12 protein-coding genes are annotated in these 16,088 nt (G+C 63.2%); all 12 read left to right on the top strand.

Going from position 1 to position 16,088, the window contains the following annotated elements; all coding sequences use genetic code 11:
• The first annotated feature begins 160 nt into the window (after window positions 1-160).
• The 12 genes from BMX59_RS25210 (at window position 161) to BMX59_RS25155 (ending at window position 16,087) form a co-directional block, all read left to right on the top strand.
• A complete protein-coding gene (locus BMX59_RS25210; RefSeq protein WP_071489720.1) occupies window positions 161-676 on the top strand; it encodes a sigma-70 family RNA polymerase sigma factor in 516 nt (171 codons plus the stop codon).
• Window positions 663-1,613 (top strand): FecR domain-containing protein, encoded by a 951-nt coding sequence (locus BMX59_RS25205; RefSeq protein WP_092249549.1) that lies wholly within the window; start codon window positions 663-665, stop codon window positions 1,611-1,613. Before BMX59_RS25210 ends, BMX59_RS25205 begins: the two co-directional genes overlap by 14 nt.
• Window positions 1,614-1,718: 105 nt before the next feature.
• Entirely contained in the window at window positions 1,719-4,202 is a 2,484-nt protein-coding gene (locus tag BMX59_RS25200) for a TonB-dependent siderophore receptor (RefSeq protein ID WP_093127061.1), read from the top strand.
• A 431-nt stretch (window positions 4,203-4,633) separates the two neighbouring features.
• Window positions 4,634-6,073 carry an undecaprenyl-phosphate glucose phosphotransferase gene (locus BMX59_RS25195; RefSeq protein WP_092249543.1) on the top strand — a complete coding sequence of 480 codons (1,440 nt, stop codon included), beginning with the start codon at window positions 4,634-4,636 and terminating at the stop codon, window positions 6,071-6,073.
• Complete coding sequence (locus BMX59_RS25190) at window positions 6,073-7,533, top strand: mannose-1-phosphate guanylyltransferase/mannose-6-phosphate isomerase (RefSeq protein WP_093127056.1); 1,461 nt, start codon at window positions 6,073-6,075, stop codon at window positions 7,531-7,533. The genes BMX59_RS25195 and BMX59_RS25190 overlap by 1 nt, the downstream gene beginning before the upstream one ends.
• A 1-nt stretch (window position 7,534) precedes the next feature.
• Window positions 7,535-8,446 (top strand): glycosyltransferase family 2 protein, encoded by a 912-nt coding sequence (locus tag BMX59_RS25185; protein WP_071489725.1) that lies wholly within the window; start codon window positions 7,535-7,537, stop codon window positions 8,444-8,446.
• A 29-nt stretch (window positions 8,447-8,475) separates the two neighbouring features.
• Window positions 8,476-9,252 carry a polysaccharide biosynthesis/export family protein gene (locus tag BMX59_RS25180; protein ID WP_071489726.1) on the top strand — a complete coding sequence of 259 codons (777 nt, stop codon included), beginning with the start codon at window positions 8,476-8,478 and terminating at the stop codon, window positions 9,250-9,252.
• 15 nt (window positions 9,253-9,267) lie between these two features.
• Complete coding sequence (locus tag BMX59_RS25175) at window positions 9,268-11,259, top strand: GumC family protein (RefSeq protein ID WP_071489727.1); 1,992 nt, start codon at window positions 9,268-9,270, stop codon at window positions 11,257-11,259.
• Entirely contained in the window at window positions 11,259-12,449 is a 1,191-nt protein-coding gene (locus tag BMX59_RS25170; protein WP_093127053.1) for a glycosyltransferase, read from the top strand. The genes BMX59_RS25175 and BMX59_RS25170 overlap by 1 nt, the downstream gene beginning before the upstream one ends.
• Window positions 12,439-13,767, top strand: a complete 1,329-nt coding sequence (locus BMX59_RS25165; protein WP_071489729.1) for a GH39 family glycosyl hydrolase — start codon at window positions 12,439-12,441, stop codon at window positions 13,765-13,767. Before BMX59_RS25170 ends, BMX59_RS25165 begins: the two co-directional genes overlap by 11 nt.
• 8 nt (window positions 13,768-13,775) lie before the next feature.
• Window positions 13,776-14,993 carry a glycosyltransferase family 4 protein gene (locus BMX59_RS25160; protein ID WP_092249528.1) on the top strand — a complete coding sequence of 406 codons (1,218 nt, stop codon included), beginning with the start codon at window positions 13,776-13,778 and terminating at the stop codon, window positions 14,991-14,993.
• Window positions 14,984-16,087, top strand: coding sequence for a glycosyltransferase family 4 protein (locus BMX59_RS25155; RefSeq protein ID WP_093127049.1), 1,104 nt, complete (start codon window positions 14,984-14,986; stop codon window positions 16,085-16,087). Before BMX59_RS25160 ends, BMX59_RS25155 begins: the two co-directional genes overlap by 10 nt.
• The last annotated feature ends 1 nt before the right edge of the window (window position 16,088 follow it).

Genomic DNA, 16,088 nt, shown 5'->3' with positions numbered 1-16,088 from the left:
GCTCAAGCCTTCCACCGGGAAAAGCCTGCAGATTAGTCGGTGCACCGGCGGCAAACAAAAAATTGTGCTGGATACAGTGCGCGCCGGGAATTGCGAAGGGCCACGACCAACGTCTAGAATGCGAAACATTATCAATTAAGACAGCTGTGCCAGGATGCCCATGTCGAGCGATCACCCACTGGACCACGCCGCCATCGGCCAGCTTTACCACGCCCATCATTCCTGGCTGCGCGGCTGGTTGAGCCGGCGCACCGGGTGCCGTGAACACGCCGCCGACCTGGCCCAGGAAACCTTCGTGCGCCTGCTCAATGCGCGCAAACAGCAAACCTTGCAGCAGCCGCGCGCCTACCTGAGCAGCATCGCCCGCAGCCTGATGATCGACCAGTACCGCCGCCGCGAACTGGAGCGCGCCTACCTGGAAAGCCTTGCGCATTTTCCGCAACTCGAAGTGCCGTCGGAAGAAACCCGCCTGCTCATTCTCGATAGCCTGGAACGCATCGACCGCTTGCTCGACCAGCTCAAGCCGCGGGTGCGCGAAGCCTTCCTGCTGGCGCAACTGGACGGCCTGACCTGTGCGCAGATTGCCCTGCGCCTGGGTGTGTCCAAGGCCACGGTGGAACGTGACTTGTCCAAAGCGCTGCATGCCTGTTACCGCTTGCGTTATGCCGAAGGCTGACCCGCGCCTGGTGGACCAGGCCATCCAGTGGATGATCACGCTGCGCTTCAACGTGGCCGACGACGCCAGCACCGCCGCGTTCGAACGCTGGCTGCACACCAGCGCCGAGCACCAGTTGGTGTGGCAGCGGGTGGCCGCAATGAATGACGATTTCAGCCAACTGCCGCCCCAGGTCGGCCGGCACGCCCTGCGCGGCGCGCGCCGACACATCTCCCGTCGTGAAGGCTTGAAACTGCTCGGCCTGGTTGCGGGTGCGGCCGGTTTGACCTGGCTCGGCCGCGACTACACGCCACTGCCTGCACTGATGGCCGACTACCGCACGGCCACCGGCGAGCGGCGCTGGGTGGCGCTGGACGATGGCAGCCGGATCCAGTTGAACAGCGCCAGCGCCCTCGACACGGCCTTCGATAAAGAGCGTCGCCTGGTGCGTTTGCGCCAGGGTGAAATACTGGTCAACACCGGCACCGATCACCGACCGTTCTGGGTACAGACCCGCGACGGCTACCTGCGCACCCTTGGCACGCGTCTGCTGGTCCGCGAAGAAGCCCAAGGCACACAGCTGGCGGTGCAACAGGGCACGGTGGCGGTGTTTGCCGACAGCCATGCGGGCAATGCCCGCCAGGTACTCAAGCCTGGCGAGCAGGTGTTGTTCAATCGCAGCGGCATTCGTCCGGTTGTCGGCAACGGCCTTGACCCCTGGGCCTGGAGCGACGGCGTGATCAGCGCCCAGGCGATGCGGCTGGACGACTTCCTCGCCGAACTGGCGCGCTATCGCAACGGCCTGGTGCGCTGCAGCGAGGCGGTGGCTGGGCTGCGAGTGTCGGGGACTTATCAACTGGACGACACCGATCAAGTGCTGGGCCTGATCGCGCAATCACTCAAGCTCGATCTCACGTACCGCAGCCGCTATTGGGTGACGGTTTCCGCGCGCGCGTAACCGCTCAAAAATAAATGAGGTGAATTCTCATTGCCGTTCGACCTGTAAGGAAAGGCCGATCAACAGGCCGGTTCTGTCCACTTCCTTCAGGAGCACCCCGCGGTCATGCAAGCGTTCCCCTCCCAACGTTCACCCCTCAAGCGCGCCATGCAGGCCGCCTTGCTTGGCGCCTGCCTGAGCAGTGCCCTGCCCCTGGCCGTGATGGCCGATACACCGTCCAGCGACACCCAGGCCCGTGACTGGAACATTGCGGCCGGCGCCCTCGCCGCTGCATTGGATCAGTTCGCACGCCAGGCCGGTATCAGCCTGTCCTACGACGCCACCAGCGTCGCCGGCAAGACAAGCCCGGGCTTGAGCGGCCGCCTTGATCCTCAGCAAGCGCTTGAGCAATTGCTGCGCGGCCAGGGCCTTGAAGCCCAACGCCAGGGCAACAGCACCTGGATGCTATTGCCGCAAGTGGCCGATACCGGCTCGCTGAGCCTGGGCGCTACCCTTATCAACGGCGAACGCCTGGGTGTCACCACCGAGGGCACCGGGTCATACACCACCGGTGCAGTCACCATCGGCAAGGGCGAACACAGCCTGCGGGAAACCCCGCAATCGGTGAGTGTGATGACCCGCCAATTCATGGACGACCAGAACGTCACCACCATCGACGACGTAATGGAGCGCACGCCCGGCATCACCTCCTACGAGTCGCCCATGGGCGGCAAGTATTTCTACTCCCGTGGTTTCAAGATGCTCGGCCAGTACCAGTACGACGGCGTGCCCCTGGACATGGGCAAGGACTACGTCCAGGCCGACAGCTTCAGTGCGAACATGGCGATTTATGACCGCGTGGAAGTGCTCAAGGGCGCCGCCGGCATGCTCAAGGGGGCCGGCACCGCCAGCGGCGCGGTGAACTTTGTGCGCAAACGGCCACAGGCCAAGCCCACCACCAGCCTGTCGCTGTCGGCCGGCACCTGGGACAACTACCGCGCCGATCTCGACACCGGCGGCCCGCTGAATGACAGCGGCACGCTGCGTGGCCGCGCTGCCGTGAGCCAGCAGGATCGCGGGTCCTACATGGACATCGCCAAGCGCAAGGACCAGGCGTTCTACGGTGCGCTGGATTTTGACCTCACACCTGACACGACCCTGGGCGTCGGCGCCAGCTACGAGGATGTCGATGCCTCCCCGTGCTGGGGTGGCCTGCCGCGCTACGCCGACGGCAAAAGCGCCAACCTCAGCCGCTCGACCTGCCTTGGCCAATCCTGGAACGACTGGCAAAGCCGGCGTGCCACGTTCTTTGCCGACGTCACCCACCACTTCAACGATGACTGGAAACTCAAGGTCTCGGCAGTGCACAGCCGCAACCTGCAAGACACCAAATACGCCGCCAGCGAAGGCACCATCAACTACGGCGACCCGACGCCGACGGCCAACTCCTATGCAGCGCTGATGGACTACGACCACAGGGACTACGGCCTCGATGCCTATATCGACGGCAAGTTCGAAGCCTTCGGCCTGGAACACGAAGTGATCCTCGGCGCCAACGGCAGCCGCGGAACCCAGGACGACGTCTATGCAATCCAGAACCTGCCCAGACGCCAGAGCATCTACCAGCCAGACCACCACTTCCCGGAACCGGCCAACAGCACCTTCTGGCCGAACATGTACCGAGGCGGCACGGTCAAGGAAACCGCCACCCAATACGGTACTTATGCCACCTTGCGCCTGCGCCTGGCCGAGCCGTTGATGTTCATCGTCGGCAGTCGCGTAAGCTGGTACGACAACCGTCGCGAGTCCTATAACCTGGGCTGGGGCGAGTGGTCCCTGCAAGATGCGCACACCAAGGAAACCGGCGAGGTCACGCCGTTCGCCGCACTGATCTACGACCTCAATGAGCACCTCTCGGTGTACGCCAGCTACGCTGATATCTTCCAGCCGCAGAGTGCCTACGCTACGGCCGATGGCGCGGCGCTCAAGCCGAAAATCGGCGACAACTACGAGCTGGGTATCAAGGGCGAATGGTTCGATGGGCGCCTCAACAGCTCCCTGGCATTGTTTCGTGCCATCGAGAAAAACGGCGCCGAAACCGACTACAACAGCTTCTGCCCGACCTCTGCCGATGGCTATTGCTACACCGATAAAGGCAAGGTGCGCGCCCAAGGCGTGGAGGCCGAAATCAGCGGTGAAGTGCTCGAGCGCCTGCAACTGTTCGGCGGCTACACCTACACCCAGACCAAATCCCTGAACACCATTGACAGCACAAAAGAAGGCGGCGTCTCCAACACCTATGTGCCTCGGCACATGCTGCGCGTGTGGGGTGACTACCAGCTCGATGGCGCACTGTCGAAATGGAGCGTGGGCACCGGAGTCAACGCCCAGAGCAGCAACTACCGCGTGCAAACCATCAAATTGGAACAGGCCGGTTACGCCACCTGGAACGCGCGCGTGGCGTATCGCCTCGATGACACCTGGACCGTGGCGCTCAACGGCAACAACTTGTTCGATAAAAGTTATTACAATACGGTCGGCACCGCCTCTTGGGGCAACTTCTACGGTGAACCGCGCAATTTTACCGTCAGTTTGAAAGGCAACTTCTGATCCGGTGAAAGCCCCGGTGGCAGGGTACTTAGTGCGCCCTGCCCCTCCCTCTTTGTCCCCTTTTCCTACCTCGCATTGAAAAAGGTTTTTCCTTTAAGCAGGAAAAATCTGACATTTGTTCCTACACTCAAAAACACACCCAATCACCGAGTGTTCGGACAAGGAACGTCAATAAAATGCCTAAGAAAAAGCCAGTTAACCTGTCTAACACGCCACCTCCGCACCATCGTCAATTCATTGACTGAACACATACCAAAGGAACACTCCTTTAGTCACTACCCCGCAAAACCCACTCAAATGGATAGCTGCATTTGGAATGGCTAGTTGCGTATTACCCAGCGTAGTCGTTCGACCCTAGTTCTGAAGCCAGTCACCGCTTATTGAACAAACCGTCGAACAGTGAAGCCTGGAGTGCAATGAGGGATGTTTGTATGCGAGAGAAGTCGTCCGTCGACAGCCTGTTCTTAACGCGCGCCGGTTTTGTTGAGTTCTTTGTTGTTTTCGTCAAGTTGGTCCATGGCCTGACGGCCATTCTGCCCCCCATGGTCCTGGTGCTCTTGCTCGACCCGATGGCCCCTGAGCTGCGCGCCCACTTCCTGGGCCTGCTGGTATTTTTCGCGGTCCTCACCATTATTTTGTTCCAGGCGCTGGGCATCTATTCCGAAGAACTGTTCAGCAATCGCCTGCGCCTGAAAACCAAGATCAAGGCCTGGTCGGCGGCGTTCTGCATCCTGCTGTTCATGTACCAGATCCTGCAAATGTTCCCGCAGTTGACCCCGCGCAACCTGGTGACCTGGTACGTCGCCAGCCTGGCGCTGTTCTGCCTGGAGCGCCTGCTGATGCTGCGCCTGTATCGCAAGCTGATGCGTGCCGGCAAATTCCTGCAACGCACGGTGATCCTGGGTTTTACCGACACCGCCGTACACGTTGCCGATCACCTGCTGCGCAACGGTGACATCCGCTCCGGCCTGGTCGGGTTCATCGACGACCGCACCGAACGCATTCCCAAGGAACTGAGCAACCTGCCCCTGCTGGGCAACACCCGCGACCTGGAAAAGCTGATCCGCGCCGAGCAGGTCAACCAGGTGATGATCTGCCTGCCCTGGGCCGCCGAGCAGCGCATCCATGGTTTGGTCAACCGCCTGCGGCAGCTGTCGGTGAACGTGATGCTGGTACCAGACATGGCCGCCCTGCGTTACGGCCACAGCAAGATTACCGATGTGGGCGGCATCCTGATGTTCAACACCTCGCAATTGCCGTTGCGCGGCTGGTCGCCGGTAATCAAGCGCTGCGAGGACTTGCTGCTGGCCAGCCTGGCGCTGGTATGCCTGTCACCAGTGATGCTGATGACGGCGATTGCGATCAAGCTCGATTCCAAAGGCCCGGTGCTGTTCCGCCAGAACCGCTATGGCTACAACGACAACGAAATCCGCGTGTTCAAGTTCCGCTCGATGTACACCGACCAGAGCGACTTCACCGCGGAACGCCAGACCACCCGCGAAGACCCGCGTATCACCCGCGTCGGCCGCGTCATCCGCAAGACCAGCATCGACGAGCTACCGCAACTGTTCAACGTGCTGCTGGGCAACATGTCCATGGTCGGCCCGCGCCCGCATGCCACTGCGACCAAGGCTGCGGGCATTCCCTTCGAAGTGGCGGTCAGCGAATACAGCTCGCGGCACCGGGTCAAGCCGGGCATCACCGGCTGGGCGCAGATCAACGGCTACCGGGGTGAGACCGACACCCTGTTCAAGATCCAGAAACGGGTCGAATACGACTTGGAGTACATCTCGAAGTGGTCGGTGTGGTTCGACTTGTACATCGTTTTCATGACGGTCCCGGCCGTCCTTTCCACCAAGGAAGTCTATTGATGAACACACTCAACGGATTGATTCCCTGCATTATTTCCGGTGGTTCGGGCACGCGGCTGTGGCCGGTGTCCCGGCAGAACATGCCCAAGCCGTTCATGCGCATGCGCGACGGCCAGAGCCTGCTGCAGAAAACCTTCCAGCGCGCGGCCAAGCTGCCGGGTGTGGAAAGCGTGCTGACAGTGACCAACCGCGACCTGCTGTTCCGCACCCTGGATGACTACCGCCTGGTCAACAAGGCCCATCTGCCCCTGGACCTGCTGCTGGAGCCGTTCGGCCGCAACACGGCGGCAGCGATTGCCGTGGCGGCGTTGCATGTGCAGGAGCATTTCGGCGGTGACGCGCAGTTGCTGGTGATGCCCGCCGACCATCTGATCCTCAATGAAGTGGCGTTCGCCGAGGCCGTGACCCAGGCCCGCGACCTGGCCGAAGCGGGCTACCTGGTGACCTTCGGCATTCAGCCGGATCATCCGGAAACCGGCTTTGGCTACATCGAACAGGGCGAGGCGCTGGGCACCGGCCATCGGGTCAAGCGCTTCGTGGAAAAACCCGACCTGGCCACCGCCCAAGGCTACCTCGATGGTGGCAAACACCTGTGGAACGCCGGCATGTTCTGCTTCAAGGCCAGCGCCCTGGTGGACGAACTCGCCGCCCATGCACCGGACGTACTGGACGCTGCCCGCGCCGCGCTGGAACACAGCCAAAGCCTGCAGAACAAGACCTCACGCCAGCGTGAGCTGGACGCGGACGCCTTCGGCAGCGCGCCGGATGTGTCCATCGACGTGGCGCTGATGGAGAAATCCAAGCAAGTCGCCGTGGTGCCCTGCGACATCGGCTGGAGCGATATCGGCTCGTGGGAAGCCCTGCGCCAGCTCACCCCCAGCGACGCCCATGGCAACCAGGTCAACGGCGAAGCGATTCTGCACGACGTGCACAACTGCTACATCGACTCGCCCAAGCGCGTACTCGGCGCCGTGGGCGTGCGCGACCTGATCATCGTCGACACCCCCGACGCCCTGCTGATCGCCGACGCCCAGCGCAGTCAGGACGTGCGCTACATCGTCGCCGAGCTCAAGCGCCAGAACCACCCGGCGTACAGCCTGCATCGCACCGTCACCCGGCCATGGGGCACCTACACCGTGCTGGAGGAAAGCAGCCGCTTCAAGATCAAGCGCATCGTGGTCAAGCCCCAGGCGTCGCTGTCGTTGCAGATGCACCACCACCGCAGCGAACACTGGGTGGTGGTCAGCGGTGCGGCGCAGATCACCAACGGCGAGCGTGAATTCCTGATCAACGCCAACGAGTCCACCTACATCCCCGCCGGGCACAAACACCGCCTGACCAACCCCGGCATCATCGACCTGGTGATGATCGAGGTGCAGAGCGGCGAGTACCTGGGCGAGGACGACATCGTGCGTTTCGACGACATCTACGGGCGCGCGCCCGCAGAAGTGAAGAAATGACATGCTCACCTCGCTGATCATCCCGACCCGTAACGCTTCCAGCCATCTGGGCCGCCTGCTGCCGGCGCTGAAGATGCAAACCCTGCAACCCGACGAGATGCTGGTGGTGGACAGCGCCTCCAACGATGACACTGTGGCGCGCTTTCGCGAATTCGGGGCGCGGGTCGAGGTGATCGACGCGCGTGACTTCAACCACGGCGGCACCCGGCGCTGGGCCAGTGGGCAGGTGAGCGGCGACGCGCTGATCGTGATGACCCAGGATGCGATCCCCGCCACCCCGGAAACCTTCGCCAACCTGCTCGCCGAATTGCAGCAGGACCCGCTCAACGGCGTGGCCTACGGTCGTCAGTTGCCGCACCCCGATGCCGGAGTACTGGGTGCGCAATCGCGGCACTTCAACTACCCGGAGCAAAGCCGCAGCAAGAGCCTGGCCGATGCGCCGGAGCTGGGGATCAAGACCTGCTTCAGTTCCGACTCGTTTTCCGTCTACCGGCGCAGCGTGCTGGAGGCGGTGGGCGGTTTCCCGGCGGATGTGATCGGCAGCGAGGACGCCTATGTGGCGGCGCGCATGCTGCTCGAAGGCTACAAGGTGCGCTACGCCGCCACGGCGCTGGTGCATCACTCGCACGATTACAAGCTCATGGATGAGTTTCACCGCTACTTCGATATCGGCGTGTTCTACGGCCGCGAACCGTGGATCAAGCAGGCTTTTGGCGATGCCGGTGGTGAAGGCAAACGCTACGTGCTGGCTGAACTGGCGGCCTTGCGCAAGGCCGGTGCCTTGCACCGTGTTCCCGAAGTACTGGTGCGCAGCGCGTTCAAACTGCTCGGCTACCGGCTGGGCCATCTGGAGCGCCGCCTCCCCCTCGCCCTCAAGCGGCGCATCAGCATGTTTCCCGGTTATTGGAGGTGAGCATCATGACCCACAGGAAGTCCCCCTTGATGAAACGAACCCTGCTCGTCGTGGCCATGGTGGCCCTGGCCGCCTGCAATACGCCGGCACGCATCGTCCCGCCCGACAGTGACACCGTCGAGGCCGGCAAACGCGCCCTCGACCAGTTGGCACAATTGCCGCCGGCGGTGGAGCGCATCCGCATCGGCGACCAGTTGCGCATCGTCCGCGATGCCGGCGAGATGCCGACACTGTCGGCGTTCAACGTCAGCACCATCTATGAGCTGACGCTGTACACGGTGCAGACCGACGGCAAGATCAACTACCCGTTCCTGGGGCCGGTGCAGGTCGCCGGTCGCCAGCCGTCGGAGCTGGCCACGGAGTTGACCGGCAAACTCGCGCCCATCTACCGCGAACCGCGTGTGACGGTGAACATCAACCAGGCGCCGAGCGGCTCGATCATCGTCGGCGGCGCGGTGAACAACCCGACGGCGGTGCAGATCGCCACGGCCAACACCCTGGAACAAGCCATCATCGGTGCCGGCGGGGTCAGCCCGGCAGGCAACGCCAGCATGGTCGCCCTGCTGCGCGAAGACGCCCAGGGTGCCTATCGCGCGTACTTCCTGGATTTCAGCCAGTTGCTCAAGACCGGTCCCAACGGACGCAAACCCGTGCGCCTGCAACGCGGCGATGTGGTGTTCGTGCCCAAGTCCAACGTGGGCGAACGCATCCAGGGGGTGGATACCTACATGAACCAACTGATCCCGTTCACCAAGTCGATCGGGGTTGGCTACAACTACACCCGAACCAGCGGCGGCAACAACTAAAGGAGCGACATCCCAATGATCGAGATCCGTTCTTTTCGTGATCTTCTGCGCTTGTTCTTCATCTTCCGGCATGAGTTCAAGCTGGCGGCGATTGCCGCGCTGGTGATCATCCTGCTGGGAGCGTTCCTGCTGCCGGCCAAGTACGAGTCCACCGCGCGCCTGTTGGTCAAGCCAGGGCGTGATTCGACCTTGCCCATCGAGATCAGCAACCGCCAGGCGCTGGTAATGCCCAGCACCCAACGCGACCCGATTGTCGACGAAGAGCGCCTGCTCACCGGCCGGCCGATCGTACGCGCGGTGGCCGAGCATTACCTGGAAGTGATTGAAAACGCGCCGCCGCCGGAAGGTTTCTGGAAGCGCACCAAGTACTACGTCAAGAGCGGCGTGGGCGCGGTGTTCGATGGCCTGCGCGTAGTGCTTGAAACCGTCGGTATCGTGGAGAAAACCACGCCGGTGGAACGCCTGGCCGCCAGCCTGGAGAAAAACTTCGAGGTCAGCCACGCCGTCGGTTCCACGGTGATGGACATCAGCTTCAAGTGGGGCGACCCAGAGATCGCCCAGGCGGTGGTCAAGGATTGGGTCGAGACCTACATCAACGAGCGTACCGAGGCCCTGGGGCGCAAAAGCCTGTACGCGTTCTACGAAGGCCAGGTAGCCAACAGTGCCACCGAGATCAAGAGCTACAAGGAGCAGATCCTCACGCACCTGAACCAGATCGGCGCGGCGAGCATCACCGACCGCCTGGAGGATTTGTCCGAGCGCATCAACGTGCTGCGCGGTGAGACCTTCAACACGACGCGGTTGATCGCCTCGTCCGACAGCGCGATCCAGAGCACGCGCACCCAGCTCAAGGGCCAACCCAAGGAAGTCACCACCGTACGCCAGATCGCCCTGAACCCGCAGCAGCAGGATTTGCGTCGCCTGCTCAACCAGAAGCTGCTGGAAAAGGCCGACATGATGCGCACCTATACCGACAATGCGCCGCCGGTCAAAGCCCTGGACGCGTCGATCCGGGCCATGCAGATGCAGGTCAACAGCGAGAGCAACACGGTGCAAGCCTCGGAGAACCGTGCGCCGAACACCCTGGAAATTCACTTGCAGCGCGTGTTGCTGGATGAAACCAGCAACAACGTGGCGCTGCGTACCCAGTTGGTGCAACAACAGAAACAACTGTTGAACCTGGAAGAGCAACGCAAGCAGGCCCTGGAGATCGAGCCGGAGCTGGCTCGCCTTTCCCGCGAGCTGAACACCACCGAGCGCAACTACGCGCTGTACGTGGATAACCTGGAAAAATCGCGCATCGACCGTGAGCTGGACAACAGCCAGATCAGCAACATCGCCGTGATCGAAGAAGCCACCCTGAACCCGGGCCGCATCTTCCCGAAAACCCTGGTGATGCTGGTGTTGGCGATCCCGTTCGCCATCGTGGTCGGCCTGCTGGTGATCTACCTGTGCTACCTGCTCGACCAGCGGATTCACGACGGTGGCCTGGTGGAGCGCAAGTTCGGCCTGCCGCTGTGGACCACCCTGCCGGAGCTGGACACCTCCACCGCGCAAAGCACCAACGCGTTCAATGCGAGCATCTACCGTTTGTACAGCCTGCTGCAGCCCGAGCGCATTGCCGAACAGGGCGTGACCCTGGGCCTGACCTCGGCGCGTCACGGCGAAGGGGTGACCTTTGTGGTTGAGCAACTGCGCCAATTGCTCAGTGAAAACGGCATCAACGTGCGCGTCGGCGGGCCGCACGCTGCTGCGCCGGGTGAAGTGGTGCTGCTGGATGCCTCGGCCCTGCTGGACAACCGCGAGGCGTTCGTCGATCTGCGTCGCGCCGACCTGATCGGGCTGGTGGTGGAAGCGCGCAAAAGTACCGTGCCGGTGGTGGAGCATGCGTTGTCGATCCTCAACACCGCGTTCGGCAAGGTGGACGGCATTATCATCAACCGTCGCAAGTTTGAAGTGCCGGGCAAAGTGCTGCGCACCATCGGCAAGTACCGGGGAGCGTTCTGATGCGAATCGCCCTGCTCGCCCCCTTGCCGCCGGAGAAAAACGGGATCGCCGACTACGCGAACCATTTCCGCACGGCCTTGGAACACCTTGGTGTGACGGTGCTGACGCCGTTGGCCGGGGTGGAGGGCAACTCCGGAGCGATCAAACAGGCCATCGACGCGTTCGACTGGCAGGCCGTCGACCTGGTACACGCCGAACTGGGCGGCGGGCGCCTGGGGGAATTCCTGGCCTTGCGTGAATTGCGCAAGGCTTACCCCCAGTTGCCGCTGACCGCCACGGTGCATGACCCGGAACGCATCGTGTGGCGCCGCGAGCACCTGCCGTTCCCCTTGAACCTGATGGAAAGGTTGCCCAGCCCACTGCCGCAGGCAGCCGTGGTGCTGGCCGACCCGCTGACCCTGCGCGAAGAGCGCCAGGTCGCCAAGGGGCTGACCCGGCTGGTGACCCTCACCCGCCTGGGCGCCGACTGCCTGAGCCAGCGCATGCACCTGCCGGCCGGCAAAGTTGCGGTGATCAACCATGCCAATCTGCCGATCCCGGCGGCACCAATACCGCCCCTCGCCACGCTGCGCCTGCTGTATTTCGGGTTTATCTACCGAGGCAAAGGCATCGAAGACCTGGTGCAGGCACTGGCGGATGTGTTCAAGCAAGCCCCCGAATTGCGCGACCGCGTGCGCCTGACACTGGCGGGCGGCACCGCCGCGGAAATGGCGTTTGGCGCAGGCGGTAACTACCTGGAGCAGTTGAACGCACAGATCGCGGCGCTGGACCTGACCGACGCCATCGACTGGCGCCTGAACCTGCCGGCGGATGACATCGCCCAGACCATCCAGGCGCACCACGTGATGGTGCTGCCCTACCGTGAATCGAAAAAACTCGGCCTGCTGGGGCGCCAGCGTGGCACCAGTGGCGCACTGTCCTGGGCCACCGCCTGCGGGCGCGGCGCGATCACCTCCGACGCCCGCGCGTTTGCCGAGGAAGTCGCCAGCGGCAACGGTGCGATCTACCCCGAGGGTGATGTAGCCGCGCTCGGCGAACAACTGCTGCGCCTGGCGCGTACGCCGCTGCTGGCCCGGGATTGGGCCGAACGGGCCGGCGAAATCGGCCGTGAGCGCGTGTGGCCGTTGACCGCGCGGAAATTCAAGCAGCTCTTCGAGCAGGCCATCACCGGAGCCCCCTATGGCGCGTAAACGCACCTACCTGGCCACCCTCGCGGTGGTCGCCGCCCTGGGCCTGACCGCATTCTTGTGGGGACGCCAGGCGGATGCCGAAAGCCATGTGCTCAAGGGCAGCAAGGAGGTGGTCTGGAAGGACTTCCTGGGGGTGAATGCGCAGTTCCTGTGGTTCAGCCCCGAGCGCTACCAGAAGCAGATCGACCGCCTCAAGGCCCTGGGCCTGGAGTGGGTGCGCCTGGATCTGCATTGGGATCAGCTGGAAACCGCGCAGAACCAATACAAGCTCGCCACCCTCGACGAGTTGGTGGGCAAGCTGCAGCAGAACCAGATCAAGTCGGTGTTTTACCTGGTGGGGTCGGCGCGTTTTATCAGCAGCGCCCCGCCGCTGTCGATGTACCCGGACCAGTACCCGCCGAAAGACCCCAATGTGTTTGCCAACCGCATGGCTCTGCTGTCGCAGCGCTACCCCAGCGTCGAGGCCTGGCAAGTCTGGAACGAACCGAACCTGCTCGGCTTCTGGCGCCCGGCGGCAGACCCTGCCGGGTACGCGAATCTGTTGACCGTCACCACCAACGCCTTGCGCGCAGTGAACCCGAGCAAACCGGTGGTGGCCGCCGGCATGGCGTTCTTCAGCGAAATGCCCAGTGGCCAGACCATGTTCGACGCCCTGGGCGCACTCGGCGTGGCCAGCCTGAATACAGTGATCTCCTACCACCCCTATACCCAATTGCCCGAAGGCAACGACCCGGCCAACCTGGACTTCATCGCCAAGACCACCCAGCTCAACCAGGCCCTGCGCCATGGCGGCGTGAACACGCTGTGGAGCACCGAGTGGGGCTGGTCAACCTACAAGGGGCCAAAAGACGCCCAGGACATCATCACCCTCCAGGCCCAGGCCGACTACGTGGTCCGCCGCCTGGCGCTGATGAGTGCGATGGATTTCGACAAGATCTTCCTGTTCACCTTGAGCGACCTCGACCAGCGCGCCAGCGTGCGTGACCGCTCCTACGGCTTGCTGGATATCGACACCAACCCCAAGCCCGTCTACACCGCCTTGAAGAACTTCCTCGACGTCAGTGGGCCGACGCTCACGCCGGGCGATCCGCCGGTTGCCGACCAGTTGCCCGACGGCCTGTTCAGCATCGGATGGACCCGCGCCGACGGGCGCAAGCTGTGGTTCTTCTGGTCGGCCCAGGGCGGCAACGCCCACTTGCCGGGCCTGGCCAGCGCCACCCTGTATGACCCGCTGCGCGGCACACAAACCCCGGTAAGCGGCACCAGCGGCCTGACCGTGCCGGTCAAGTCGAACCTGCAAATTCTGTTATGGGACTGAGGCCTGCCATGCGTATTTTATGGATCCTGCCCTACTCACCCTGGCCCGCCACCAGCGGCGGCAAGACGCGCCAGTTCCATCTGCTGCGCAACCTCGCCGCGCGCGGGCATCGGATCACCCTGCTTTTGCATGACAAACACCCGGTGTCGCTCAGCGACCGCCAGGTGCTGGAAGCGTTTCTCGAACAACTGATCATCCTGCCGCGCCGCCCTCTGCGCAGCGTCACGACCCTGTTGGCCGGGCTGTTTGCGCCGTACCCGCTGCTGGCCAGCGTGAATGGTTTGTCGGGTGAATTGCAGGACACCTTCAATTGGTTGCTGGGTGACCCTTGGGACGTGGTGCAAATCGAACACAGCTACAGCTTCCAGCCGTATGAAGAGGTGCTGGCGCGCAAGTCCCAACCCTTTGTGCTGACGGAACACAACGTTGAATCGGCCCTTGGCGCCGCCACGTATGACCGTTTGCCGGGCTGGTCGCTGCCGTTCATTCGCTACGATCAATGGCGCTACGCCCGCTGGGAACGCCGCGTGATGCGCCAGGCCGCCCAGGTGGTCGCGGTGACCGACAGCGATGCGCAGGTACTGGAAAAAATCGCTGGCAAGCCGGTGTCGGTGGTGGTCAACGGCGTGGATTGCGATCACTTCGCCGCCGCCCGTCCCGACCCAACCACCCAACGCGTGCTGTTTCTCGGCAACTACGAATACGCGCCCAATGTGGACGCCATCGAATGGGCCCTGGATGAAATCCTGCCCCAGGTCTGGGAACGCTGCCCCGACGTACGCATGAGCGTGTGCGGCTTCGGCATGCCCGACAGCTGGCGCGCACGCTGGCCGGACCCGCGTATCGAGTGGCAGGGTTTTGTGCCCGACCTGCTGAGCCTGCAATCGAGCTGCTCGGTGTTCCTGGCGCCGTTGCGCCATGGCGGCGGCTCCAAGCTCAAGGTACTGGAAGCCTTGGCCGCCGGCTTGCCGCTGGCAAGTACCGAGCAAGGCGTATCGGGATTGGATTTGGTGGAAGGCCTGGATTACCTCGGCGGGCAAACCGCTGCGAGCCTGGCGGATGCCGTGGTGCGCCTGCTGCAATTTCCCGATGCCGCCACGACCATGGGTGAAGCCGGCCGCGCCTATGTGCGTCGTGCCCATGACTGGAACGTCGCCGCCAGCCAGCTGGAAAAGGTCTACACGACCCTTTTGCCCCAGAATCAAAAGGAGCCCGCATGCGTGTAGGCCTGGATTACCGCACCGTCGGCACCTCGCCGCAATCGGGCATCAGCCGCCAGGTGTACGCGCTGGAAAGCGCCCTGCACGGCCTGCCCGGCATCGAGCTCGAGCGGTTTACCGTGGCGCCCCTGGGCGATGAAACCCGCTTGCAGGCGCACTGCCCGGCCTGGGGTTGCGCCAAGACCGCCATGCACCAGCCGCAGAATCGCCTGCGCTTCGAAGCCGGGTTTCTGCCACGGGCGTTGCGCGAGCACCACATCGACCTGTACATCAGCACCTTCAACATGGGCCTGCCGTTGCCGCCCAAACCCAAGGGCCTGCGCACCGTGGTGCTGTTGCATGACCTGTTCCAGATCACCTTGAACAACTACCACGCCAACCGCTTGAAGGCGCTCATCTATAAGACCAGCGATCGCCTGTCGATCACCTACGCGGTGCACAGCGCCGACCGGGTGTGGACGCCGTCGCAGTACAGCGCCGATGAAACCGCGCGGTTGTTTCCCAAGGCCGCGGGCAAGATTCGTGTGCTGCCCAATCAGGTCGACGGCTTTACCGAACTGGCGGCGGACCTCGGCCCGCGCCAATTGCCCGAGCGCTATTGGTTGCTGGTGGGCACCCGCGAGCTGCGCAAGAACGTGCCGTTCCTGGTGGAGGCCTGGCAGCAGGCGCGGCGCCAGTCCCCCGGCGTGCCGGAGTTGGTGCTGGTGGGCAGCCTCGATCATTTGCCTGAAAACCAGCGCAGCCTGCCTGGCATTCGTGCACTTAGTGGCGTGTCGGATGCCGAATTGCATGCGCTGTACCGCCAGGCGTCGCGCCTGTGGCAACCGTCTTACGCCGAAGGTTTTGGCCTGCCGGTGATCGAAGCCCTGAGCGTGGGCACGCCGGTGGCGGTGGCCAGCGGCACGTCGCTGGATGAAATCACCCCGCCGTCGGCACCGCGCTTTTCGCCCACCGATGGTCCAGCGCTGACGCAGTTGATGATCAGCCTCGGCGAGCGTGCCGCCGATGAATCGCCCGAACAATGCCGGCAGTGGGCAGAACGCTTTAATCATCGCGCCTATCGCGGGCGCCTGGCCGAACTGATCGAGGAGCTGAAGTGAA

Source organism: Pseudomonas sp. NFR09 (assembly GCF_900111535.1).
GTDB classification, from domain to species: Bacteria; Pseudomonadota; Gammaproteobacteria; order Pseudomonadales; family Pseudomonadaceae; genus Aquipseudomonas; species Aquipseudomonas extremorientalis.
This window is presented reverse-complemented; position numbering and strand designations above follow the sequence as displayed.

Coding starts and splice junctions, on each gene's coding strand:
- BMX59_RS25210 (WP_071489720.1), top strand. CDS start 161: ATGTCGAGCGATCACCCACTGGACCACGCCGCCATCGGCCAGCTTTAC.
- BMX59_RS25205 (WP_092249549.1), top strand. CDS start 663: ATGCCGAAGGCTGACCCGCGCCTGGTGGACCAGGCCATCCAGTGGATG.
- BMX59_RS25200 (WP_093127061.1), top strand. CDS start 1,719: ATGCAAGCGTTCCCCTCCCAACGTTCACCCCTCAAGCGCGCCATGCAG.
- BMX59_RS25195 (WP_092249543.1), top strand. CDS start 4,634: ATGCGAGAGAAGTCGTCCGTCGACAGCCTGTTCTTAACGCGCGCCGGT.
- BMX59_RS25190 (WP_093127056.1), top strand. CDS start 6,073: ATGAACACACTCAACGGATTGATTCCCTGCATTATTTCCGGTGGTTCG.
- BMX59_RS25185 (WP_071489725.1), top strand. CDS start 7,535: ATGCTCACCTCGCTGATCATCCCGACCCGTAACGCTTCCAGCCATCTG.
- BMX59_RS25180 (WP_071489726.1), top strand. CDS start 8,476: ATGAAACGAACCCTGCTCGTCGTGGCCATGGTGGCCCTGGCCGCCTGC.
- BMX59_RS25175 (WP_071489727.1), top strand. CDS start 9,268: ATGATCGAGATCCGTTCTTTTCGTGATCTTCTGCGCTTGTTCTTCATC.
- BMX59_RS25170 (WP_093127053.1), top strand. CDS start 11,259: ATGCGAATCGCCCTGCTCGCCCCCTTGCCGCCGGAGAAAAACGGGATC.
- BMX59_RS25165 (WP_071489729.1), top strand. CDS start 12,439: ATGGCGCGTAAACGCACCTACCTGGCCACCCTCGCGGTGGTCGCCGCC.
- BMX59_RS25160 (WP_092249528.1), top strand. CDS start 13,776: ATGCGTATTTTATGGATCCTGCCCTACTCACCCTGGCCCGCCACCAGC.
- BMX59_RS25155 (WP_093127049.1), top strand. CDS start 14,984: ATGCGTGTAGGCCTGGATTACCGCACCGTCGGCACCTCGCCGCAATCG.